The organism is Amycolatopsis sp. NPDC005003, assembly GCF_053600695.1.
This window is the reverse complement of the sequence record NZ_JBSGAI010000006.1, coordinates 29,398-49,977: the sequence shown is the minus strand read 5'-3', so window position 1 is coordinate 49,977 and position 20,580 is coordinate 29,398. Positions and strand designations below refer to the sequence as shown.

21 protein-coding genes are annotated in these 20,580 nt (G+C 71.9%); 7 read left to right on the top strand and 14 right to left on the bottom strand.

What is annotated here, in order from left to right; genetic code table 11:
* Positions 1-26: 26 nt before the first annotated feature.
* On the bottom strand, positions 27-1,001 hold the full coding sequence (locus ACWED2_RS09130; protein WP_449689918.1) for an RNA polymerase subunit sigma-70: 975 nt from the start codon (positions 999-1,001) through the stop codon (positions 27-29).
* Positions 1,002-1,090: 89 nt separating this feature from the next.
* Here ACWED2_RS09130 and ACWED2_RS09125 point away from each other — a divergent pair, with 89 nt between their 5' ends.
* On the top strand, positions 1,091-1,561 hold the full coding sequence (locus ACWED2_RS09125) for a PPOX class F420-dependent oxidoreductase (protein ID WP_449689917.1): 471 nt from the start codon (positions 1,091-1,093) through the stop codon (positions 1,559-1,561).
* 48 nt (positions 1,562-1,609) lie between these two features.
* Here ACWED2_RS09125 and ACWED2_RS09120 read toward each other — a convergent pair whose 3' ends face one another.
* Complete coding sequence (locus ACWED2_RS09120) at positions 1,610-2,200, bottom strand: TetR/AcrR family transcriptional regulator (RefSeq protein WP_449689916.1); 591 nt, start codon at positions 2,198-2,200, stop codon at positions 1,610-1,612.
* A gap of 94 nt (positions 2,201-2,294) precedes the next feature.
* Between ACWED2_RS09120 and ACWED2_RS09115 the strand changes: the two genes are divergently transcribed.
* Positions 2,295-3,458, top strand: a complete 1,164-nt coding sequence (locus ACWED2_RS09115) for an epoxide hydrolase family protein (protein WP_449689915.1) — start codon at positions 2,295-2,297, stop codon at positions 3,456-3,458.
* 60 nt (positions 3,459-3,518) lie between these two features.
* On the opposite strand, the gene ACWED2_RS09110 is transcribed toward ACWED2_RS09115, so the two are convergent.
* From ACWED2_RS09110 to ACWED2_RS09100, 3 genes are read right to left on the bottom strand one after another with little or no spacing between them, the layout of a single operon-like run.
* Positions 3,519-4,952, bottom strand: a complete 1,434-nt coding sequence (locus ACWED2_RS09110; protein WP_449689914.1) for an alpha/beta hydrolase — start codon at positions 4,950-4,952, stop codon at positions 3,519-3,521.
* A 26-nt stretch (positions 4,953-4,978) separates the two neighbouring features.
* Positions 4,979-5,698: an ABC transporter permease gene (locus tag ACWED2_RS09105; RefSeq protein ID WP_449689913.1), complete on the bottom strand. Its 720-nt coding sequence runs from the start codon at positions 5,696-5,698 to the stop codon at positions 4,979-4,981.
* An 11-nt stretch (positions 5,699-5,709) separates the two neighbouring features.
* Positions 5,710-6,594: an ABC transporter ATP-binding protein gene (locus ACWED2_RS09100; protein ID WP_449689912.1), complete on the bottom strand. Its 885-nt coding sequence runs from the start codon at positions 6,592-6,594 to the stop codon at positions 5,710-5,712.
* Positions 6,595-6,702: 108 nt separating this feature from the next.
* Here ACWED2_RS09100 and ACWED2_RS09095 point away from each other — a divergent pair, with 108 nt between their 5' ends.
* Together ACWED2_RS09095 and ACWED2_RS09090 are read left to right on the top strand one after the other, a co-directional pair.
* Positions 6,703-7,839: a sensor histidine kinase gene (locus ACWED2_RS09095; RefSeq protein WP_449689911.1), complete on the top strand. Its 1,137-nt coding sequence runs from the start codon at positions 6,703-6,705 to the stop codon at positions 7,837-7,839.
* Positions 7,836-8,438, top strand: coding sequence for a response regulator (locus ACWED2_RS09090; RefSeq protein ID WP_449689910.1), 603 nt, complete (start codon positions 7,836-7,838; stop codon positions 8,436-8,438). Before ACWED2_RS09095 ends, ACWED2_RS09090 begins: the two co-directional genes overlap by 4 nt.
* A 27-nt stretch (positions 8,439-8,465) precedes the next feature.
* Here ACWED2_RS09090 and ACWED2_RS09085 read toward each other — a convergent pair whose 3' ends face one another.
* The 5 genes from ACWED2_RS09085 to ACWED2_RS09065 all read right to left on the bottom strand — a co-directional run bounded on the left by ACWED2_RS09085 (position 8,466) and on the right by ACWED2_RS09065 (position 13,281).
* Positions 8,466-8,816 (bottom strand): VOC family protein, encoded by a 351-nt coding sequence (locus ACWED2_RS09085; RefSeq protein WP_449689909.1) that lies wholly within the window; start codon positions 8,814-8,816, stop codon positions 8,466-8,468.
* A gap of 25 nt (positions 8,817-8,841) precedes the next feature.
* Positions 8,842-10,053 (bottom strand): cytochrome P450, encoded by a 1,212-nt coding sequence (locus tag ACWED2_RS09080; protein WP_449689908.1) that lies wholly within the window; start codon positions 10,051-10,053, stop codon positions 8,842-8,844.
* Complete coding sequence (locus ACWED2_RS09075; RefSeq protein WP_449689907.1) at positions 10,050-10,544, bottom strand: hypothetical protein; 495 nt, start codon at positions 10,542-10,544, stop codon at positions 10,050-10,052. Before ACWED2_RS09075 ends, ACWED2_RS09080 begins: the two co-directional genes overlap by 4 nt.
* Positions 10,541-12,028 (bottom strand): phenylacetate--CoA ligase family protein, encoded by a 1,488-nt coding sequence (locus tag ACWED2_RS09070; protein WP_449689906.1) that lies wholly within the window; start codon positions 12,026-12,028, stop codon positions 10,541-10,543. Before ACWED2_RS09070 ends, ACWED2_RS09075 begins: the two co-directional genes overlap by 4 nt.
* Positions 12,029-12,417: 389 nt before the next feature.
* Positions 12,418-13,281: an NADP-dependent oxidoreductase gene (locus ACWED2_RS09065; protein WP_449689905.1), complete on the bottom strand. Its 864-nt coding sequence runs from the start codon at positions 13,279-13,281 to the stop codon at positions 12,418-12,420.
* A gap of 84 nt (positions 13,282-13,365) precedes the next feature.
* On the opposite strand from ACWED2_RS09065, the gene ACWED2_RS09060 reads away from it, so the two are divergent.
* Entirely contained in the window at positions 13,366-14,328 is a 963-nt protein-coding gene (locus ACWED2_RS09060; protein WP_449689904.1) for an AraC family transcriptional regulator, read from the top strand.
* Here ACWED2_RS09060 and ACWED2_RS09055 read toward each other — a convergent pair.
* The 3 genes from ACWED2_RS09055 to ACWED2_RS09045 all read right to left on the bottom strand — a co-directional run bounded on the left by ACWED2_RS09055 (position 14,315) and on the right by ACWED2_RS09045 (position 16,784).
* The gene (locus ACWED2_RS09055; protein WP_449689903.1) at positions 14,315-15,265 is read right to left on the bottom strand and encodes an alpha/beta hydrolase; all 951 of its coding nucleotides are present in this window, start codon (positions 15,263-15,265) and stop codon (positions 14,315-14,317) included. The two genes, ACWED2_RS09060 and ACWED2_RS09055, sit on opposite strands and share 14 nt — an antisense overlap.
* Before the next feature lie 26 nt (positions 15,266-15,291).
* Positions 15,292-16,230: an NADP-dependent oxidoreductase gene (locus ACWED2_RS09050; RefSeq protein ID WP_449689902.1), complete on the bottom strand. Its 939-nt coding sequence runs from the start codon at positions 16,228-16,230 to the stop codon at positions 15,292-15,294.
* An 86-nt stretch (positions 16,231-16,316) separates the two neighbouring features.
* Positions 16,317-16,784: a cupin domain-containing protein gene (locus ACWED2_RS09045; protein ID WP_449689901.1), complete on the bottom strand. Its 468-nt coding sequence runs from the start codon at positions 16,782-16,784 to the stop codon at positions 16,317-16,319.
* A gap of 115 nt (positions 16,785-16,899) precedes the next feature.
* On the opposite strand from ACWED2_RS09045, the gene ACWED2_RS09040 reads away from it, so the two are divergent.
* Both ACWED2_RS09040 and ACWED2_RS09035 read left to right on the top strand, forming a co-directional pair.
* Positions 16,900-17,403: a MarR family winged helix-turn-helix transcriptional regulator gene (locus ACWED2_RS09040; RefSeq protein WP_449689900.1), complete on the top strand. Its 504-nt coding sequence runs from the start codon at positions 16,900-16,902 to the stop codon at positions 17,401-17,403.
* Positions 17,404-17,551: 148 nt separating this feature from the next.
* Positions 17,552-19,570, top strand: a complete 2,019-nt coding sequence (locus ACWED2_RS09035) for an AAA family ATPase (protein WP_449689899.1) — start codon at positions 17,552-17,554, stop codon at positions 19,568-19,570.
* A 106-nt stretch (positions 19,571-19,676) separates the two neighbouring features.
* Here the strand turns inward: ACWED2_RS09035 and ACWED2_RS09030 are convergent, their stop codons facing one another.
* A complete protein-coding gene (locus ACWED2_RS09030) occupies positions 19,677-20,555 on the bottom strand; it encodes an alpha/beta fold hydrolase (RefSeq protein WP_449689898.1) in 879 nt (292 codons plus the stop codon).
* Positions 20,556-20,580: the final 25 nt, after the last annotated feature.

Below are 20,580 nucleotides of genomic sequence, written 5' to 3'. Positions count from 1 at the left end.
GGCGGTCGGCCCGGGCTGCTCGCCGCCTACCGCCACCGGGGCGGTAACGCGAAGTGCCCGAAAAGCCCGGGATCGCTGAACAAGGTGATACGGCTGAGGTGCGATCGCGTCGTGGCCAGCACGACGATCGCGAAGGCGCGATGGGTCTGGTCGCTGTCGCGATGGTAGGCCGCCGCGCCGAGCCGGCCGTTGGCCCGCAGGGGAACCATCGCCCAGTCCCCGGGGTGGCCGATGGCCTGGGCGGTGATGAACGGCGCGCAGGTCGCCTTCCCGGAAAACCACGTGCTGGTTCCGGTCATCTCGAGCACGGCCTCCTCGGCCAGCAGGCGCTTGATGGCGGCGTGATCGGCTTGCTCGAACGCGGCCATGTACCGGTCGAGAACCCGGCGGGCCCCCTGATCGGTCGGCTCGGCCACGTCGGCCTCGTCGACGGCGGCTTCGGCCAGGCGAGCCCGGCCCCGCTGCAGCAGGCTCTTGGCCGCGGCCACCGACACGTCCAGGATCTCGGCGGCCGCGACCGCGGGCAGGTCGAGCGCCTCGGCGAGGATCACGGCGGCCCGCTGGCGCGGCGGCAGCACCTGCAACATCGCCACCAGGGCGAGGCGGACGCGGTGGCGGGCGGCCATCACCTCGGCGGGATCGGACAGGTCGTCGACGACCAGGCGGTCCGGGACCGGCTCCAGCCAGCTCACCCCGGCCGGCGCCGGCGCGGTCGCGGCGTAGGGATCGGTCGATGGTGGTCCCAGCCCGGACGGAAGGGGCCGCCGCCGGTCTCGGTGCAGTGCGCTGAGGCAGGCGTTGGTGGCGATCCGGTACATCCAGGTGCGCACCGACGACCGCCGCTCGAAGCGGTCGAAAGCCTGCCACGCCCGCAGGTAGGTCTCCTGGACGAGGTCTTCGGCGTCGCCGATCGAGCCGGTCATCCGGTAGCAGTGGGCGAACAGCTCCCTCCGGAAGGGCGCGGTCGCCGCGTCGAACTGGTCGGTCTTCGCGTCACGCATGGCCACACCGCATGCTGACTCGCCCTCCCGCCGAAAGGAATCGCGGTCCGGCCGATTCTTCGGCGACGGCGGCCGAGTCAACCTGTGGCATGACCGAACACACCTTCCTCGACCCTTTTCTGAGCGGCCGTCCCCGCGCGGCGGCGCGGCAGGTCGCCACCCGGATTCTCGCCGGGCCCCACCTGTCGATGCTCTCGACCGCCAACCCGGACGGCTCACCCCAGGCTTCGGTGATCTTCGTGAAGCCCGACGGCGACGACGTGCTGTTCAGCACGATCGCGGGCCGCCGCAAGACCCTCAACATGCAGCGGGATCCCCGGGTCAGCCTGCTGGTCCACGGCTTGGTCGCGGACGGAGCGGAGTTCACCTACGCCGCCATCACCGGCGTCGTCGAACTGACCGACGACCCGGACGGCGCCTTCCACCAGGTGATGTACGACCTGCACATGGGCGGCGCGACCCCGCCGCCCGAACCCGGCGCACACCGGTTGATCGTCCGGCTGCGGCCGACGCACATCTACGCCCCACCGGCCTACGATGCGGCCTCCGAGCAGCATTGAGCGTCGCTGAAGGGGCCCTTCTTCACCAGCGGCCGCGGATGCTGCGGGTCAGGGCTGGTCGTCGACGAGGACGGTCGCGTGCGTTTCGGGGACCCCCAGCAGCAACAGGCTGGTGATCGCCGCCGCCCGGGGGGTGTTCGGCTGGTCGCTGTCGGCGATGGCGAACACGACGCCGTAGGCGAGCTGGCTCAGCACGCCCGCCGGCAGGTGCCGTCCGAACACACCGCTGTCCTGGCCGCGTTTCACGAGGTCGGCGAGGAGTTCGTCGACCGGCCCGAGCAGCCCGTGGATCACCTCGCCGTATTCGCCACGGCGCAGCGCCAGCAGCACCCGGTACCGGTCCGCCACCGGCCAGACGCGGGCGACGAACTCGACCCACGCCGCATCCGCTTCCGCGCCGGCGGCGCTGACCTCGGTGAGCACGGCCGTCATCTCGGCGACGGCCCGTTCCGTGAGCGTCCGGATCAGGTCGAGGCGCGAGGGGAAATGGCCGTAGACCGTGCGCCGGACGACGCCGGCCGCGGAGGCGATGTCGCCCATGCCGGCGTCGGGGTTGTCGCCCAGCACGTCGAGGGCCACGTCGAGGATGCGGTCGCGCGTCTCCCTCATCGAGCGCGCGCGGGAGGACTCGGTGGCCACGGCACCATTGTTGCACACTGGTGTGCAATGACATAGATTGCACACCAGTGTGCAATGACTTGCGCTGCGCTTCGACGTTCAGGAGAAGAAGGCGATGACCACACCGACGCCGCCGGCCCCGACCCTCGTCCGCCCGTTCACCGTCGCGATCCCGGAGTCGGAGATCGACGACCTGAAGCAGCGACTGGCCGGCACTCGATGGCCGGATCCGGAAACCGTGGACGACTGGTCGCAAGGGGTCCGCGTGGCGAACGCCCGGTCCCTGGTCGGCTACTGGCAGCACGGCTACGACTGGCGGCGCTTCGAGTCCGAGCTCAACCGCCTCCCCCAGTTCCTGACCGAGATCGACGGCCTGGACATCCACTTCATCCACGTCAGATCCGGGCATCCCGGCGCGCTGCCGCTGATCCTCACGCACGGGTGGCCGGGCTCGATCGTCGAATTCCTGAAGCTGATCGGCCCGCTGACCGACCCGGTCTCCTTCGGCGGGGACGCCGCCGATGCCTTCGACGTCGTCGTCCCCTCGCTCCCCGGGTTCGGGTTCTCCCAGAAGCCCACGGAGACCGGGTGGACCGCATCGCGCATCGCCGGCGCGTGGGCGGAGCTGATGAAGCGGCTCGGCTACACCATGTGGGCCGCGCAAGGCGGCGACTGGGGTGCCGTCGTCACCACCGCCCTCGGGGCCATGCGCCCCGAGGGGCTCCTCGGCATTCACCTGAACACCCAGTACGCCTTTCCTGCTCGGATCCCCGACACCTTGTCACCCGAACAGCGCTACGCCGTGGAGACCCTCGCCCGCTACACCGGCGACCTCGGCGGCTCGAACCACCTGCAGGGCACGAAGCCGGAGACCGTCGGATTCGCACTGGCGGACTCTCCCGCCGGCCAGGCGGCCTGGATCTACGAGAAGTTCCAGTCCAAGACCGACAACCACGGGCTCGCCGAGGACGTCCTGAGCGTCGACGACATGCTCGACGCGATCTCCCTTTACTGGTTCACCAACAGCGCAGCGTCGTCCGCCCGCATCTACTGGGAGAACAGAACGGCCACGTTCGCCGGCCCGAAGCTGACGCTCCCGGTCGCGGTCACCGTCTTCCCGGCGGACATCCCGCGCCTGCCGCGAAGCTGGATCGAAGACACCTACCGCAATCTGATCCACTACGGCGAGGCCGACAAGGGCGGGCATTTCGCGGCACTGGAACAGCCCGAAATCCTGGTCCGCGAAATCCGCGCCGGCCTGCGTGCCCTTCGTTCGTGACGGCAACACGAAGCGGCGGTGCCACCCCGGGGACGGGGGTGGCACCGCCGCCGCCCTCGGTCAGCTTCCCGCGGGGCAGAAGGTGTCGTCCGGCCGCTTCCCGCTGACCAGGTACCCGGTCACGAGCGAGTTCCCGCACTCGCTGGGCGTGAACAGATAGGCCCCGTGCCCGCCCTGGTCGATCGTGATCATCCGGGCGCGCTCGCCGAACGCCGCGCGCAGCTTGCGGGCCCCGGACAACGGCGTGCCCGGGTCACGCTGGTTCTGCACCATCAGCACGTTCGCCGGGCCGTGGCCGGTGATCCGCACCCGCGGCTCGGCCGGCGGGGCCCAGTACGCGCACGCCGAGATGTTCGCGGTCGCCGCGCCGAGCAGCGGGTAGTGGACCCGGTCGACGGCCACGTCCAGCTGGTAGCTCGCGATCGAGCGCGGCCACGCCGAGTCGCCGCAGACCACCGCGAACCGGGACGCCAGCAGGTTTTCCACCCCGGTCACCGGTTCCGCCGGCGGCTTCGGGGCCCGGCCCTGCTCGAGCCCTTGCCAGTCCTGGGCCAGCTTCGTCAGGTCCGTCGAGTACAGGCCCTCGAACGTCAAGCCGCGGAAGACCGAGCCGTCGATGCTCTCGACCGGGGTCCGGTCCAGCCGCGCGGCCAGCTCGTGGAACTTGGCCGTCACCTGCGAAGGCGTGGTGCCGAGCCCGTACTCCGGGTGCTTCGCCGCGAACGCCGCGAAGTCGGGGAACCGGTCCTCCATGCCCCGCGCGAAGCCGCGCATCGCGTCGATGTCGTAGCCGCCCGGCCCGAGATTGCTGTCCAGCACGATCCGGTCGCTGCGCTCGGGGAACAGCGTCGTGTACACCGCGCCCAGGTACGTCCCGTAGGAGGCGCCCAGGAACGACACCTTCGGCTCGCCGAGCGCCGTGCGGATGCGGTCCATGTCCCGCGCGGTGTTCGCCGTCGTGACGTACGGCAGCATCGATCCGGTCTTCGACCCGGCGCACTGCCCGGCTTCCCGCTTCGCGATCGCGGCTTGCTTCACGACGTCGGCCGGGCCGTTCGCGTACGGCAGGTTGCCGACCGCGATCTGCTCCGGCGTCAGGTCGCACGTCACCGGGGTGCTGTGCGCGACCCCGCGCGGGTCGAACCCGATGATGTCGTAGGAGTCGAGCACGTCCTGCGGCATCCGCACGAGCTTCAGCAGCTGCGGGTAGTCCAGGCCACCGCCGCCGGGACCGCCCGGGTTGGTCAGCAGCACGCCCCGCCGTTTCGCCGGGTTCTTGCTCGGCAGGCGCGACACGGCGACGTCGATCGTCCGCCCGCCCGGCTCCCGGTAGTCCAGCGGGACTTTCAGGGTCGTGCACTGCAGGTCCGGCGTCGGGAACGCCCCGGCGGGACACGGTCCCCAGTCCAGGGTGTTCGGAGCGGCGGAGGCCGCGGGGACGGCGGTCGTCGCGCCGAGCACGGCGATCGCGGCCACCAGCAAGGTCTTGCGCATCGGAATTCCTTTCGTTCGCACCGCGCTCAGCGGCGCGGTTCCCAGCGGAAGAGCCGGGTCGCCAGCACGACCGCGACGAAGACCCAGGCCAGGGTCGGGGCGAGGAGGAGCAGCGAGTCGGCGGCCGGTTTCCCGCCGTTCCACGCGTCGAGCACCAGCTCGGCCGCCGAACCGCCGGGCAGCAGGCGCTTGAGCAGCGTGAGCTCGCCGGTGCCGGTGAGGCCGACCCAGCCGGCCACCGCGATCACGCCGACGCTGATCGGCAGCGTGGTCACCTGCGCGTGTTCCGGCGAGTTCGTCAGCCCGGCCGTGGCCAGGCCCAGCGCGAGCATCATCACCACGGTGGCCACGACGGCGGCGGCCAGCAGCAGCGGGTTCGCCGGCTTCCCGGTGACCACGGCCAGCACCGCGAGCAGCACGGCGATCTGGACCACCGCGATCGCGGTGACCGGCAGCAGCAGCCCGCCCAGGATGCCGGCGTCCCCGGCCGCGGTCGAGCGCAGCCGCTTGAGGAACAGGTTCTGGCGGCGGGCGGCCAGTGTCGTCACCGTCGTGGTGTAGAGGCCGATGCCCAGCACGAAGAACAAGGTCAGCGTGGCGATGTAGCCGAGGCTCCCCATTTCGGCGAAGACGTCGTGCCGGGCGATGAAGAACGCGCTGAGCGCGGCCGGCAGCACCAGGGCGGTGACCAGGACCAGGCGGTTGCGGAAGAGCTGGATCAGCTCGCCGCGGGCGATCGTCAACATGGTTCCCCCGTTCAGGAGTTTTCGATGGCGCGGAAGACGTCGTCGAGCCGCGTCGGGCCGGCCTGCAGGTCGAGCAGCTCCACGGCCTGGTCCTGCGCCCAGGCGAGCAGCGTGTGCAGGTCCTTCTGCAGGCCGAAGGTCTCGACGAGGAACTTGCCGTCCACCCCCCGCGTGGCCAGCAGCGGCGGCGACGGCGCGTGGTCCGGGAGTCCGAAGTGGATGGTGGACGGCAGCGTCCGGGTCAGCTCGGCGACGGTGCCTTCGCGGTGGAGGGCACCCTGGTGCAGGAGCCCGATGCGGTCGGCGCGCTGCTGGGCTTCCTCGAGGTAGTGCGTGGTGAGCACGATCGTGGAGCCGTCCTCGCGCAGCCGGTCGACGGCGTCCCAGAGCGCGTCCCGAGACTGGATGTCGAGGCCGGTGGTGGGCTCGTCGAGGAAGACCAGCTCGGGCGTGCCGTAGACGGCGGTGGCGAAGTCGAGCCGCCGTTTCTCCCCGCCCGAGAGCTGCCCGACCCTGGTGCCCGCCTTGCGGGTGAGGCCGGCCACACCGAGCAGGCGCCCGACGTCGTCGTGCCGCCCGGTGAGCCGCCCGACCAGCCCGACGGTCTCGCGCACGGTCAGATCGGCGGAGAACCCGCTCTCCTGCAGCATGATCCCCAGCCGCGGGCGGACGGCGGCGCGGTCGCGGGGGTCCTTCCCGAACACCCGCACGGCGCCCGAGGCCGGCGCGCGGTGGCCTTCGACCGTCTCCAGGGTCGAGGTCTTGCCGGCGCCGTTCGTGCCGAGCAGGGCGTACAGCTCCCCGCGATCCACTTGGAACGAAAGGTCTTTCACGGCGGTGAAGCCGCCGTAGGTGAGGGTGAGGCGATCGACGTCGATGACCGGTGTCGTGGACATGCCCCGAATTCCAGCGTGGATCGGCGCGGCCCGGCAGTGCGGCGGCGTCACCCGGACACATGACGTGGTGTCACTGGTGCGGCCCGCTCAGCCGGATACGCTCGGCCGGTGGAGGTGCCGACGATCGCGCGCAGGACGTCCTGGACCGGCGGGAAGGTTCAGGAACGGCTGCGCCGGCTGAACCTGATCACGACCGTCCCGCCGCTGGCGATCGTCGGGGTGCTGTTGCTGCTGACCGCCCGGTCCTGGTGGCACGTCGTGCTCCAGGTCGTCGGGCTGGTCGCGGCGCTGGCGACCGCCGAACGCTGGACCGCGGGCGACTACCTGCGCGTCGCGCGGCCGAGCCTGGCCGTCACCGCGGTGGTGTCGCTGGCCGGGTCGCTGACCGACGACACCGCCGCGTTCTTCAGCCTGTCCGTCGTGGGGTCGTACCTCATCCCGCCGCTGCCCCGCCACCGGCTCGCCGCGCTGGCCGGGCTGACGGTGCTGATCGCGGGGCTGGGCGCGGCGAACGTCCTCGTGCACGACGACCGGACCGGCTGGCGGCTGTTCCAGTTCGTCGCCGTGCCCGCGGTCGCCATGCTGGTCTCGACCGGGTTCATGTTCGTCAGCCAGCGCTTCTTCGACCTGATCGCGGAGCTCGAGCAGTCCCGCGAGCGCGAAGCGGACCTCGCCGTGACGCGGGAGCGCGTGCGCTTCGCGTCCGACCTGCACGACATCCAGGGGCACACCCTGCACGTGGTGAAGCTGAAGGTGGCGCTGGCCGAGAAGCTGCTGGACCGCGAACCGGATCGGGCGCGCGACGAGCTGCGGGAGGTGCACGACCTGGTCGGTGAAACCATCGACCGGACCAAGGAACTCGCCTACGCCCAGCGGCGGCTCAACCTCTCCGCCGAGCTGGAGAACGCGAAGAACCTCTTCGAGGCCGCGGGCATCCACGTCCGCGTCGATCGCGAGTCCGAAGTGGACGCCACCGCGGGTGAACTGCTCGGCCAGGTCCTGCGCGAGACGACGACCAACATCCTGCGTCACGCCGACGCCCGCCAGGTGGGGATCACGCTCACCCGGCGCGGGATCACGATCGTCAACGACGGCGCCCCGGACACCGGCCCGCTCGAGCTGGGCGGGCTGGCGGTGCTCCGGCAGCGCCTGGCGGAGCACGGCGCCGAGCTGAAGGTCTCGCACTCCGACGGCCGCTTCCGCACCGCCGCGGCCTTCCCCGCGCCGAAGGAGGCCCGACGATGACGACGGTGGTGCTCGCCGACGACGAAGCCCTGCTCCGCAAGGCACTGGCCGCGCTGCTGCCGCTGGAAGGCGAGATCACGGTGCTGGCCGAGGCCGAAGACGGCGAAACGGCGGTGGCCGCCACCCTCGAACACCGCCCGGACGTGCTGGTCATCGACCTCGAGATGCCCCGCGTCGACGGCCTCGGCGCGGTCGAGAAGATCCGCCGCGCCCGCCCCGACCAGGTGATCCTGATGCTGACCCGCCACGCCCGCCCCGGCGTGCTCCGCAAGGCGCTGAAGCTCGGCGTCCAGGGCTTCGTCAGCAAGGCGGCGGAACCGGCCCACATCACCTCGGTGATCAAGACCCTGCACGCGGGCAAGCGCTGGATCGACCCGGACGTCTCGGCGCTGGCCGTCGTCGACGACTGCCCGCTGACCGACCGCGAGCTGGACGTCCTGCGCGCGACCCGCGAGGGCTTTTCGGTGGCCGACATCGCCGCGCAGCTGCACCTCGCGGAGGGCACGGTCCGCAACTACCTGTCCAACGCGATGCAGAAGACCCAGACCCGCACCCGCCACGAAGCGGCCCGATACGCCCGTGAGCACGACTGGCTGTAGCCGGTCGGGCCCACCGGCAGCTTGCCATCAGCCGTTCGGGACGGCGATGTATTCGAAGACGGCACCATCCGGGTGCCTGGCCACCAGCCGTTCCCCGTTGGGGCCGGCCGACGGCCCCTCGATGATCTCGCCGCCGGCCAGTTCGATGTCCCGGACGACCGCTTCGACGTCGAACACGAGGATGGTCGCGGTCCGATCGGTGTAGCCCTCGGCACCGTCCGCCTGCAGCAGCAGGAAAGGCCCGACGCTGGCCAGTTTCACGGTCCGGTGAGCGAACTTCCGCACCTCCTCGGCACCGGAAAGCGCCCGGTAGAGCGGGATGGCCTTGTCCAGGTCGTCGACCACGACCCTCGCCAGTACCTTCGCGATGTTGGACACTGCTGCTCCTGTCATCGTGGGCGCGCTACCAGGTGACCGGCAGCGAACGGACGCCATAGGTCACGTTGGACCGGCGGTAGGACACCTCGTCGAAGCCGATCGCCAGCTTCAGCGACGGGAACCTCTTCAGCAGGGCGGGAAACGCGACGTGCATCTCCATCCTGGCCAGGGACTGGCCGACGCAGTGGTGGATGCCGTACCCGTAGGCGAGGTGGGTCCGTGGCGGCCGGTCGAAGTCCAGCTCGTCGGGTCGCCCGAACCTGGCCGGGTCGCGGTTCGCCGAAGGCAGCGACACGAGCACCTGCTCGCCACGGCGGATCACCGTCCCGTTCACCAGCACATCGGCGGTGGCCGTGCGGATCTCGCCGTGGTGCGGGATGCAGACGTACCGGACCAGTTCGTCCACCGCGGCCGGGACGATCGCCGGATCGTCGCGGAGCCGGGCGAGCTGCGCGGGGTGGCGCAGCAGGGCCAACGTGCCGATCCCGAGCATGTTGGCCGTGGTCTCGTGGCCGGCGACCAGCAGCAGGTTGCCGATCCCGACGAGCTCTTCGTCGGTCACCTCCGAGCCGTACCGCCGGATCACCCGCCCCAGCAGGTTGTCGCCGGGATCGGCCCGGGTGGCCACCACATGAGCGCGCATCCCGGCGCGCAGCGCGTCCCGGGCCGGGATCAGGTTCTCGAGGCTCGCCATGACGTCGGTCATGATCGCGGTGAGGGCGGCGAAGTCGAAACCCTCCGCGTCCAGGCCGAGCAGTTCGCAGATGAGCGTCGACGGCACGGGGAGGGCGAACACGTCGACCAGGTCGACCGGCGGTCCGGCGGCGGCCATGGCGTCGAGCCGCTCCTCGACGATCTCGGTGAACCTCGGCTGCAGGGCGCGGATGCGCTGCTCGGTGAACTCGCCCGCGATCATCCGCCGGAGCCGGGTGTGCTCCGGCGGGTCGCACTCGATGAACGTCCCCGGCTGCTGCGACCGCAGCTCCTCGGCCAACGTCCGGTCCTCCGGCTCCGGCAGCACGATCCCCAGCGGAGTCAGCTCGCTGCTGAACCGGTCGTCGCCGAGCACTTGGCGCGCGTCGTCGAACCGGGTGATGAACCAGACCTCGTCGCCGCCGTTGATCTGCACCCGGGACACCGGCCGTGTGGTGCGGAGCTCGGCGAATTCGGGATCCGGGTCGAACGGGCAGCCCGCCGCACGCCGGTACGGCAGCGGCAGGGTGTCGGCCGCGGTCACGGAAGGTCCTTCCCGGGTGCGGCTTCCGGCACCTGCACGGTCCAGTGGCAGCTGCGCTCCCCCAGTTCGTGCTCCACCGTGACACCGAGCTTGTCCGCCGTCCGGTGATGCAGGTCGACGCAGTATTCACACGGTCGCCGCAGGGTCAGTTCGACGCCCTGCGCCTGCGCGCGCTCGCGGTAGTCGTAGATCCCGCAGCGGCGGACGGCGAGTGAAGTGCTGCGCGGCTCGTCGGTCCGGACCGTGTCGGAGCCGTAGACGTCGAGCATGGTGGCGAGCCCGGTCAGCAGATCGCGCGCGCGGTCGGCCGGGTCCTCGATGCGGTTGAGCATGGCCGCGGAGTTGATGCCGGCCACGTGGTCGGTCCACGCGGGCAGCCCTTCGGCGCCGAGGTACTTCTCGATCGCCGCCTGCGTCCGGAAGTAGACGCCCAGGACGAACTGGGCCTTCTCCGCGTCCGTCGTGGCGGGCCGGGGTTCGGGAGAGCTCATCGGGCTCCTTCGGTCGAGTGGATCGCCGGGCGCAAACCGGTGGCGGCTTCGATCTCGGCGAGGGAAACGCGGACCACCTCCGCGATGGGCGGGGGAAGCCGGTCGGTCATCGCGGGGTCGTCCAGGTCGACCAGCCGGGAGAGCTTCCAGCCGAGGTACGAACCGAGGGAAGCCAGCGGCGGCAGCGCCGGAACGGTCCGCACGGAAAGGGTGCGGCCGTCGAACAGGCCGGCCAGACGCCGGCGTACCGCGTCGAGGCCGGGTGCCTCCGGTTCGCGATCGGTGGTGAGCAGGCACACGACATCGGTGCCGCGGAGGACGAGCATGTAGTTCAGGACGGTGAAGGGCACTGCCTCGGTCTCGTTTCCGGCCCACAACACCGATTCGACGTCCTCCTGGCGGACACCGTCGCTGCCGAGGCGCATGACGTCGTGGACGCGGCCCAGGGTCCGCACCACCGGGAGCGCCACCCCGCACGGGCAGGGTGTCCCGGTCACCTCGACCAGGTCACCGGTCCGGTAGCGCAGCAGGGGACGGGCGCGCAGGTCGAGACAGGTGACCACCAGTTCGCCCACGTCGTGGCCGCCGCGGACCGGCCGGATGCCCTGGGAGTCGGCGAGCTCGAACAGGTAGCTCTGCACCTGGAGGTGCAACCTGCCCTGCTCACAGGTGGCCGCCGTCGTGCCCGTCTCCGATGAGCCGAAGCTGCCCACGAAGGCTTTCGCCCCCGTCAGCCGCTCCAGGTGCCGCAGCAGCGACGGACCGGCCTGCTCGGCCATGAGCAGCAGCTGCCTGAATCGGGGCAGCGGCTCTCCGCGCCGGTACGCGAAATGCAGCATCTCCAGCAGACGCGAAGGGGAACCCACATAGGTGCTGACCGAGAGTTCACGCAGCAACCGCAGGATCCGGGTGTAGTCACCGGTGACGTTGTCGACCCAGAGGCGGAGCGAGAGCACGCCCAGGTACTCCATCACCTTTTCGAACTGGTACCCGGCCGGCGCGAACGGGCCGTTGATCAGGATCAGCGCGGAGTCCGCCGGGGTGAGCACCCGGCGCCACATTTCGCCGATGTTGATCGTGTTCGCGGCGAGGTCGTCCAGTGCCTTGGGCGCGGCCACCGGGTCGCCGGTGGTTCCCGAGGATTCGTAGTAGTGCAGGAACTCGCCGATCGGGCGGGTGAACACCGCACTCGAGCCGGACCGGAACTCGGCCTGCCCGAGGACGGCGAGTTCGGCCAGCATCTTCTCGACGAAGACGGCAGGCTCGTCCGCCCGCGCCCGCACCACGGTCTCCTCGTCGCGCCAACCGGCGAGCACACTCCCGAACTGCCGGGAATCCGCGGCGGCGACGAGCGTCCGGATGAGTTTGTCCGCGTGCAAGGCGGGAAGATCCTCTTCACCCGCGTGGACGCGGCGGACCGCGGCGATCTGGCGGTCCACGAAATCCGCGTAGTCGGCGCGCACTTTCCCGTCACTGAAGAGCAAAAGAACTCCATTCGTCACCGACGGAAACGCGCAACCCATTGTTGTTTCCCGGGTCTTTCGGATCTGCGCACGTCATTGTCGGGCACTTGGAACGGCTAGCACAATTACGAAGAAGCGACTGACCCAGGACGAACTCCACCTGCGTGACCATTGCACTCTATCGCCGGTCGCGGCCGCGATGCACCGGAAAGGACCGGCAGCCAACCAGGAGTGCCCGTTTTTCTGGCCGGGTTGCCCGTCCGGACTTCGCCCTGCGACGGCTACTCCGGGTGTTCATATCGGAAAAGGCCAAGCGAAAGCCCGGCGTGGTCGCCGACATCATCGCGGCAGGTGGTGAGGCCGCCTCATCCTTGGGGATGGCCGCCCGAGGCGGCGGCGGTCAACGGCGGTCAACGGCAATGGATCGTGACCTTCCCGCGGATGTCGCCGGCCTCGCTTCTGCGGTGCACGTCGGCCAGCCCGTCGAGGGCGTGCGTCTCGGTGACGTCGACGGTCACGGCGCCCGCGTCCACGAGGTTCACCAGTTCGGTCAACTGGGCCGCGTCGTAGCGGACCACCACGTGGGTCGAGGTCACCCCGGGCGGCGCGGTCACGGGCGCCGCCGCGGAGACGATCGTGCCGGACCGGCGCACCGGCGGGGTCCATGGCGGCGGGGTGCCGACCAGGTGGATCAGCACGTCGACGGGCTCCACCGCCGACGCGACGGACCCCCTGGTGTAGTCGATGATCTCGTCGGCGCCCTGCCGCCGGACGGCGTCGGCGCTGCGCGCGCTCGCGGTGGCGATGACGTGGGCGCCCGCGCGTTTCGCGAACTGGACGGCGAACCCGCCGATCCCGCCGCCCGCGCCGTTGACCAGGACGCGCTGCCCGGCGGAGACGTGCGGGAAGACCACCTGCCACGCGGTGAGACCGGCGAGCGGGATGGCCGCGGCGTCGGAAAGCGGAATGCTCGTGGGCGCGGGAACCAGGCGTCCGTTCGGCGCGACGGCGTACTCCGCGGCCGCACCCCGGTCGAGCCAGCCGATGACCGGGCGGCCGGCCACCGTTCCCGCGACGTCCCAGCCGAGGGTGCGGGGCAGCTCGATCGGGAACAGCGACCGCAGTGCCCCGGAGCGCAGGGCGGTCTCGGTCGGGTTGAACGACGTCGCCGCGACCTCGACCAGCACCTCGCCGTCGGCGGGGAGCGGCCGCGGGATGTCTTCGATCTCGATGACCGAGGGGTCGCCGTGGCGGTGGATCCGGGCGCTTCTCATGGAAATCACCCTAGGATCGGGCCGGGGAGACACTCCATGCGTCGAAATCCTCGTTTCCTGTCCGATCGTCTCGCAGGAGAGACCATGGATGTCTTGAGCGACGTACTCGCCGTGCTGCGCACCGGTGAGCCGCGCTCGGCCCGGGTGGTGTGGAACGCGCCCTGGGGCCAGTGGTTCGCGCCGGTACCGGGCGCCGCGGGATTCCAGGTGGTGCTGCACGGGACCTGCTGGCTCGTGCGGGCGGACGCGGAGCCGTTGCCGCTGACCGCGGGCGACGTGGTCTTCCTGCCCCACGGGCAGGGTCACGCACTGGCCGACAGCCCGGCGACGCCGGTCGACACCCAGGCCTGCGACCCGGACGATCCCGGGTTCGCCGAGCGGTACGCGAACCGGCCGGAGACGGGTACGGGCCCGAAGACCGTGACGCTCTGCGGCGCGTACCGCCTGGATCCGGCGCAGGTGCACCCGTTGCTGGCGAGCCTGCCCGAGGTCGTGCACCTGCCCGCCCGGCTCGACCACGATCTCCGCGCCGTGGTCGAGCTGCTGAGCGCCGAGCTGGAACGCCCCCGGCTCGGCACGGACGCGCTGATCCCGGCCCTGCTCGACGCGCTGCTGCTGTACCTCCTGCGCGCCTGGTTCGACGAGCGCGCCACCGGTACGGCAGCGACCGGCTGGGCCGCGGCGTTGCGGGACCCCGCGATCACCGCGGCGCTGCACGCGATCCACAGCGACCCGGCGCACCCCTGGACCGTGGCGAGCCTCGCGGCCCGGGCCGGGCTGTCCCGGGCGCCGTTCGCGCGCAGATTCACCGAGAAGACCGGCCGGCCACCGCTCACCTACCTGACCTGGTGGCGGCTGACCCTCGCCGCCCGGATGCTGCGCGACACGGACGCCCCGCTGCGCGTGATCGCGGGAAAGAGCGGCTACACCTCGGAGTTCGCCTTCGCCAAGGCCTTCAGGCGGCACTACGGCACCGCACCCGGCAAACTTCGCCGGGCCGGGCGCCGGGGTCAGGAACGACCCGAGGGGCCGCTCAGATCGACTTGAGCACCCGGACGCGGTCGGCGACAGCCCGCCGGGACACGTCGGCGTCGAACGCGATGGCGTCGAACTCGTGCGGGGCGCCGGGGTGGAGGTGGAACTCCACCGGCACGCCGGCGTGGGCGAGTTTCGTGGCGTAGGCGGTGTCTTCGTCGCGGAACAGGTCGAGCTGGCCCACTTCGATGTAGGCCGGGGGCAGGCCGGTCGCGTCCTCCAGCCGGGCCGGGGCCGCCGTGGGCGGGACGTCGGGGCCGCCGGCGGCGGCGCCGAGCAGGGCCGGCCACGCGGTGCGGCTGTCGTCGGCCGACCACAGCAGATACGGCGCGCTGTGCGGGTCGGCTTCGGTGGTGCGGTCGTCCAGCATCGGCATGATGAGGATCTGGCGCGCGATGGCCGGGCCGCCGCGCTCGCGGGCGAGGATCGACACGGCCGCGGCCAGGCCGCCGCCGGCGCTGTCGCCCATCACCCCGATCCGGCCGGGGTCGACACCCAGTTCGGCGGCGTGGTCGTGCAGCCAGCGCAGTGCCGTGTAGGCGTCTTCCACCGGGGTCGGGTGGGGGTGCTCGGGAGCGCGGCGGTATTCGACCGACAGCATCGGCACGCCACTGGCGGAGACGTAGCGGGAGACCGGCCCGTCGAACAGGTCGATGTGGCCGAAGACGTAGCCGCCACCGTGGAAGAACACCACCGCCGGCCCTGCCGTGGCGCCTTCCTTGGTGTACCAGCGCATGGTGATCTGCGCGCCGTCGCCGGCGGTGGCGAAGCAGTCGGTGGTCTTGACGTCGGCCGGGATCGGCTGGGCGGTCCCCGCGGCGCCGATGATCGGCTCCCAGAGGGCGCGCTGCGCCTCGACGTCCCCGACCGCCGGTGGTGTGGTGGCGGCCATCGCGCCGGCCATCGGGGCCAGGGCTTCGGCGATTTCCGGGTCCAGGTTCAGTGCCATGACAGGGGCCTTTCGGAAGTCGGGGGTCAGGCGGTGGGCGGGACGACGACGACCTTGCCGTGCACCGCGCCTTCGGCGGCCCGGGCGTGCAGGGCGGCCAGGTCGGCCAGCGGCACCCGCTCGGCGACGTCGACGCGCAGCTCGCCGCGGTCGACCTGCGCGACCAGCTTCGCCAGCTGGTCGGCGTCGCCGCGGACGAACAGGTCGATGCCGCGCACGCCCCGCGCTTCGTCGCCGGGTGCGGGCATCCACACCGTCGTGTTGACCAGGACCCCGCCGGGCCGGATCAGCGTGACCAGCTCGGCCAGCCGCTCCGGGGCGACCGGCGCGAGGTTGAGCACGACGTCGACCGGTTCGGTCACCGCGTCGGTCACGCTCGTGGTGGTGTGGTCGACGACCTCGTCGGCGATCTTGACCGCGTCGGCGCTGCGGGGGCTCGCGGTGGCGATGACGTGGGCGCCGGCGTTGTGCGCCAGCTGCACCGCGTAGCCGCCGACCGCTCCCCCGGCACCGTTGATCAGCACGCGCTGTCCCGCCGTCAGCTCGGCGTGGTCGAACAGCGCCTGGTAGGCGGTGAGCCCGACCAGCGGCAGGGCGGCGGCGTCGGCCGGCGGGACGCTCTTCGGCGCCGCCGCGAGAACCTCGGCCGGCGCGATGACGTACTCCGCGGCGGCGCCGGGCTTGTCCATCGGCAGGAACCCGACGACCTCGTCGCCGACCGCGAGGCCGTCCAGCCCCTCGCCCAGCGCGTCGATCGTGCCGGCGACGTCGAGGCCGGGCGTGTGCGGCAGCGACACCGGGATGGGGCCCTGCATGAAGCCGCCGCGGATGTTGCCGTCCACGGAGTTGAACGACGTCGCGGCCACCCGGATCCGGACCTGCCCCGGGCCGGGAACCGGCTGCGCCACGTCCTCGTACCGCAGGACGCCGGGGTCGCCGTACTCGTGGAAACGCACTGCCTTCATCGGAGTCTCCTTCACTCATTCACTTCGAATTCGAAGCAACTACGGACACCGTACAACTGCTTCGAAGTCGAAGCAAGTGAAGTGGGTCACCGAGGCGGGCCGAGGACGACGTTGCCGGACAGTTCGGCGGCTTCGGCGAGCAGCTGCGGGGTGATCTCGAAGCCCTCCGGACGGGGCTCGCGCAGGTCGCGGCCGGCGTGGCGGAACATCTTCTCCAGCCCGCCCGGGGTGGCGATGAGCAGCAGGTCGGCCTTCTCCGAGGTGATGCGGTAGCTGTGCGGGATGCGCCGGGGCAGGAACACGATGCCGCCCTCGGCCAGCTCGTGCTCCTCGTCACCGGCCCACACCAGCGCCGAGCCGGACAGCAGCAGGAACACTTCGTCCTCGTTGTAGTGCAGGTGGAACGGCGGCGCTTCGCCCTCGCCGACGTCGAACCGGCCGACGGTCAGCTGCCCACCGGTCGCCTCGGCGTCGAGCAGGACGCTGAAGACGCTTCCGCCGATCCACTCGAGCTGCTGCTGGTCCTCCCGCTGGGCGAGATAGGGGATGCTCATGGCCGCGACCCTGCGGCAACCCCCTGCCCGATCGCCACGTTCCGAGGTGCTCAACCGGGCCCAGAAGTGCCCGCCACCGGACACCGTTCGAATTCGAAGCAGTAGACTGCGGGACATGACCGATGCGCCGCCGTCACTCGACCCCGTGCAGCTCGGTGCCTACTTCGACCTGATCGAGGTGACCAGCCTGCTCCGGCACGCCGTCGAGCAGCAGCTGCGCGAAGCCGGCGACCTCAGCTACGTGCAGTTCCAGCTGCTGGCCCGCCTCGGTGACTCCCCCACCGGCAGCCACCGCATGACCGACCTGGCCGACGGCGTCGTCTACAGCCGCAGCGGCCTGACCTACCAGGCCGGGCTGCTCGAAAAAGCCGGCCTGGTCGAGCGGACCCCTTCCCCGGACGACGAACGCAGCATCACGGTCACCATCACCGGCGCCGGGCGCGCGCTGCTCGCGAAGGTGCTGCCCGGGCACGTCGAGGTGGTCAGCGGCCTGCTGTTCGAGCCTCTCTCGTCCGACGACGTCAGGACCCTCGCCGCCTTGCTGGCCCCGGTGCGCGAGCACATGCGCTCGGCGCCGCCGCGCTCGGCCGCGCCCCGCCGCCGCAAAGGTGGGGGCTGAGGCGCCTTCACGGCCGGAGTTGCTGCCGGGTGCCGATGACGGTGGGCACGCCGATCTCCTGCCGTGCCCACCGGACGGCGAACTGACCGATGCACCAACCGGATCTTCGAAGGCAAAATGGACCTGACGAGAGGAGGCCGGATTGGGTGTGACGGGACTGGCGGACCGGCTGGCCGCGGCCCGGGCCGAGGCGCTCGTGGGCCGGGAGCCGGAGCAGGCGGTCCTCGACCGGATGCTGTCGGGCGCGGCGGACGCTCCGCTCGTGGCCTTCCTGCACGGTCCCGGCGGCATCGGCAAGTCCTCCCTGCTGCGCTACGCCGCCCGGCAGGCCGAACTCGCCGGCCGCCGGGTGGTGCCCGTGGACGCCCGGTTCCTCGACGCCGACCCGCACCGGCTCGAGGAAGCCGCGGCCCCGGCGTGCGCCGAGCCCGGCGCGGTGTTGCTCATCGACACCTTCGAACAGTGCCGGCCGCTCGAGGCGTGGCTGCGGGAGACCTTCCTGCTGCGGCTCGCCGACAACGCGATCGTGGTGCTGGCCGGCCGGACCGCCCCCGATCCGGAGTGGTCGCTGGATCCCGGGTGGGCGCGGCTGTTCACCGCACTGCCCGTGCGCCCCCTCGACGCCGCCCAGTCCGACGCCCTGCTCGCCGCCCGCGGGGTCCCCGCCGAGCAGCGCGGCGCCTTCGTCGCCTTCGCCGGCGGCAGCCCGCTCGCCCTCTCCCTGGCCGCCTCCGTGCCCGCCGCCCCGGGCGCACCGTGGAAGCCCACCGGCGACGTCCTGACCACCCTGGTCGACCGGCTGGTGGGCGACCTGCCCAGCGCCGTCCACCGACGCGCCCTCGAAGTCGTCGCCCAGGCCTACGTCACCCGCGAGCCCCTGCTGCGCGCGGTGCTGGGCGACGAGGACACCGCGGCGGTCTTCTCCTGGCTGCGCCAGCTGCCCTACATCGAAGCCACGCCCGAAGGGCTGCACCCCCACGACGCGGTGCGCGCCACGCTCGCGGCCGACCTGCGCTGGCGCGACCCCGAGCGCTACGACGACGTCCGCGTCCGCATCTCCCTCGCCTGCCTGCAGGCCGTCCGCGGCGCGACCGAGGACGACGCGCTCCTGCGGGTCGCGGAGTGGATGTTCCTCTTCCGCGACCAGGCCGGTCCGGACAAGCTGTACAACTTCCGCGAGCACCCGCACATCGACGACGCCCCGCTGCGGCCCGAAGACGTCCCCGATGTCCTGCGCATGGCCGAGGAAGCCGAGGGGCCGGCATCGGCGGCCGCGGTCGCCCACTGGGTGCGCCGCCAGCCGGAGGCCTTCCGCGTCCACCGCCACGCGGGCTCCGCCACACCCGCGTCGTTCATGGCCATCCTGCGGCTGGACACACCGCGGCCCGAAGACCGCGCCGCCGACCCGGTGATCGCGACGGTCTGGGACCTGGTGGAGACGTCCGCTCCCCTGGGCCCGGGCGAGCACCTGGGCATCCGCCGCTTCGCGGTGCAGCCCGGCCGGCACCAGCAGCCCTCGCCGCTGATGGACCTGGTCAGCCGGCGCACCATCGCCGAGGAAATGCGGGTCCACGGCCGCGCCGTGACCTTCACCGTCTTCGAAGACGGCGACCGGTGGCGGCGCTACCTCGGCGAGGCCGGACTGAGGGAGGTCGCGGCCGTGGACGTGGGCGGGCGGCGGCAGCACGTCTTCGGCCGGGACTGGCGGCGGCAAACCGTCGAACAGTGGGTGCAACACCGGGCTCGCGCCCTCGTCGCGCCCGTGGCGACCTGGCCCGCGTCCACCGGCGGCCCGGACGGCCGCCTGCAGCGCGCCGCGTTCGAGGAGGGCGTGCTCGAAGCCCTGCGCACGTGGCACACCCCACGGGCGTTCGCGACCAGCGTCCTGCTGCACAGCCACCTGGTGCCGCCCGGCTCGGCCGACCCGGTGGCGGACCTGCGCGACGCCATCACCACCGCACTCGACGCGCTGCAGACCGACCCCGCGGGCGTCAAGGCCCACGAAGCCCTCACCACCACCTACATCGACGCCTCCCGCACCCACAAAGCCGCCGCCCGGCGGCTCGGGGTGCCCTACGGCACCTACCGCCGCCACCTCGCCCTGGCCAAGGAACGCCTCACCGGCCAGCTCCTGCGGCAACCCGGCCGGACCGGTGGGCCGCATTGAGCACGGCTGGGCACCACCGGATGTAGGACCGGACAGCGGGCCGGCGCAGGGGCCGGCGAGCCGACCCGGCCGAGGGCGCCGCGGATCTTGCGGTCCGGCGGCGGGCTCAGCGGGCCAGCAGGTCCCGGATCGCCGCCGCGATCTCGCCGGGTGCTTCCTCGGCCATGAAGTGCCCGGCCCGGGTCAGCCGGTGGTCCAGGTCGGGCGCCCACGCCTTCCACACGCCGGCGGCGTCGTAGCCCAGCTGTGCGCCCCAGTCCTGCTGGACGACCGTCACCGGCATGGCGAGCTGCGAGCCGGCGTCGAGGTCGGCCTGGTCGTGTTCGACGTCGATGTCCGCCGAGGCGCGGTAGTCCGCGACGATCGACGGCACCGCGGCCGCGCTCGCCCGCAGGTACTCCGCACGCACGTCGTCCGGGATCGCCGCCGGGTCGTCGGCCCAGGCGTCGAGGAACGAGCCGAAGAACGCGTCCGCGCTGTTCGCGATCATCGTCTCGGGCAGGCCCGGCGGCTGGGCCATCAGGAAGAGGTGGTAGCCGACCGCCGCCGGGACGCCGTGCAGGACGTTCCACATGTCGAGCGTCGGCACCACGTCGAGGATGCCCAGGTGGGTGATGGACTCGGGGTGGTCCAGGCCCGCCCGGAAGGCGACCAGGGCCCCCCGGTCGTGGCCGACGAGGGCGAAGCGCTCGTGGCCGAGCGCCGCCGCCAGCCGCACCGCGTCGCCGGCCATCGTGCGCTTGGCGTACACGCTCCGGTCGTCGGCCGCCGGCTTGTCGCTGGCGCCGTAGCCGCGCAGGTCGGGGCAGATCACCGTGTGCTCGCCGGCGAGGCGCTCGGCGACGTGCCGCCACATCAGGTGGGTCTGCGGGAAGCCGTGCAGGAGCACGACCGGGTCGCCGCTGCCGCCGACGGCGGCCGCCAGTTCCACGCCGCCGGCGCCGGGCAGGCGGACGTGGTCGAAGCCGCGGATGGTGAGAGTCATGGAAGGCGTCTTTCTGCTGGGGAAC

Excerpts from the sequence above, each read along its gene's own strand:
- ACWED2_RS09050 (WP_449689902.1), bottom strand. The coding sequence starts at position 16,230 with ATGAAGGCAGTGCGTTTCCACGAGTACGGCGACCCCGGCGTCCTGCGG.
- ACWED2_RS09075 (WP_449689907.1), bottom strand. The coding sequence starts at position 10,544 with ATGAGCTCTCCCGAACCCCGGCCCGCCACGACGGACGCGGAGAAGGCC.
- ACWED2_RS09030 (WP_449689898.1), bottom strand. The coding sequence starts at position 20,555 with ATGACTCTCACCATCCGCGGCTTCGACCACGTCCGCCTGCCCGGCGCC.
- ACWED2_RS09110 (WP_449689914.1), bottom strand. The coding sequence starts at position 4,952 with ATGCGCAAGACCTTGCTGGTGGCCGCGATCGCCGTGCTCGGCGCGACG.
- ACWED2_RS09060 (WP_449689904.1), top strand. The coding sequence starts at position 13,366 with ATGGATGTCTTGAGCGACGTACTCGCCGTGCTGCGCACCGGTGAGCCG.
- ACWED2_RS09125 (WP_449689917.1), top strand. The coding sequence starts at position 1,091 with ATGACCGAACACACCTTCCTCGACCCTTTTCTGAGCGGCCGTCCCCGC.
- ACWED2_RS09065 (WP_449689905.1), bottom strand. The coding sequence starts at position 13,281 with ATGAGAAGCGCCCGGATCCACCGCCACGGCGACCCCTCGGTCATCGAG.
- ACWED2_RS09105 (WP_449689913.1), bottom strand. The coding sequence starts at position 5,698 with ATGTTGACGATCGCCCGCGGCGAGCTGATCCAGCTCTTCCGCAACCGC.
- ACWED2_RS09100 (WP_449689912.1), bottom strand. The coding sequence starts at position 6,594 with ATGTCCACGACACCGGTCATCGACGTCGATCGCCTCACCCTCACCTAC.
- ACWED2_RS09090 (WP_449689910.1), top strand. The coding sequence starts at position 7,836 with ATGACGACGGTGGTGCTCGCCGACGACGAAGCCCTGCTCCGCAAGGCA.
- ACWED2_RS09045 (WP_449689901.1), bottom strand. The coding sequence starts at position 16,784 with ATGAGCATCCCCTATCTCGCCCAGCGGGAGGACCAGCAGCAGCTCGAG.
- ACWED2_RS09055 (WP_449689903.1), bottom strand. The coding sequence starts at position 15,265 with ATGGCACTGAACCTGGACCCGGAAATCGCCGAAGCCCTGGCCCCGATG.
- ACWED2_RS09130 (WP_449689918.1), bottom strand. The coding sequence starts at position 1,001 with ATGCGTGACGCGAAGACCGACCAGTTCGACGCGGCGACCGCGCCCTTC.
- ACWED2_RS09115 (WP_449689915.1), top strand. The coding sequence starts at position 2,295 with ATGACCACACCGACGCCGCCGGCCCCGACCCTCGTCCGCCCGTTCACC.
- ACWED2_RS09040 (WP_449689900.1), top strand. The coding sequence starts at position 16,900 with ATGACCGATGCGCCGCCGTCACTCGACCCCGTGCAGCTCGGTGCCTAC.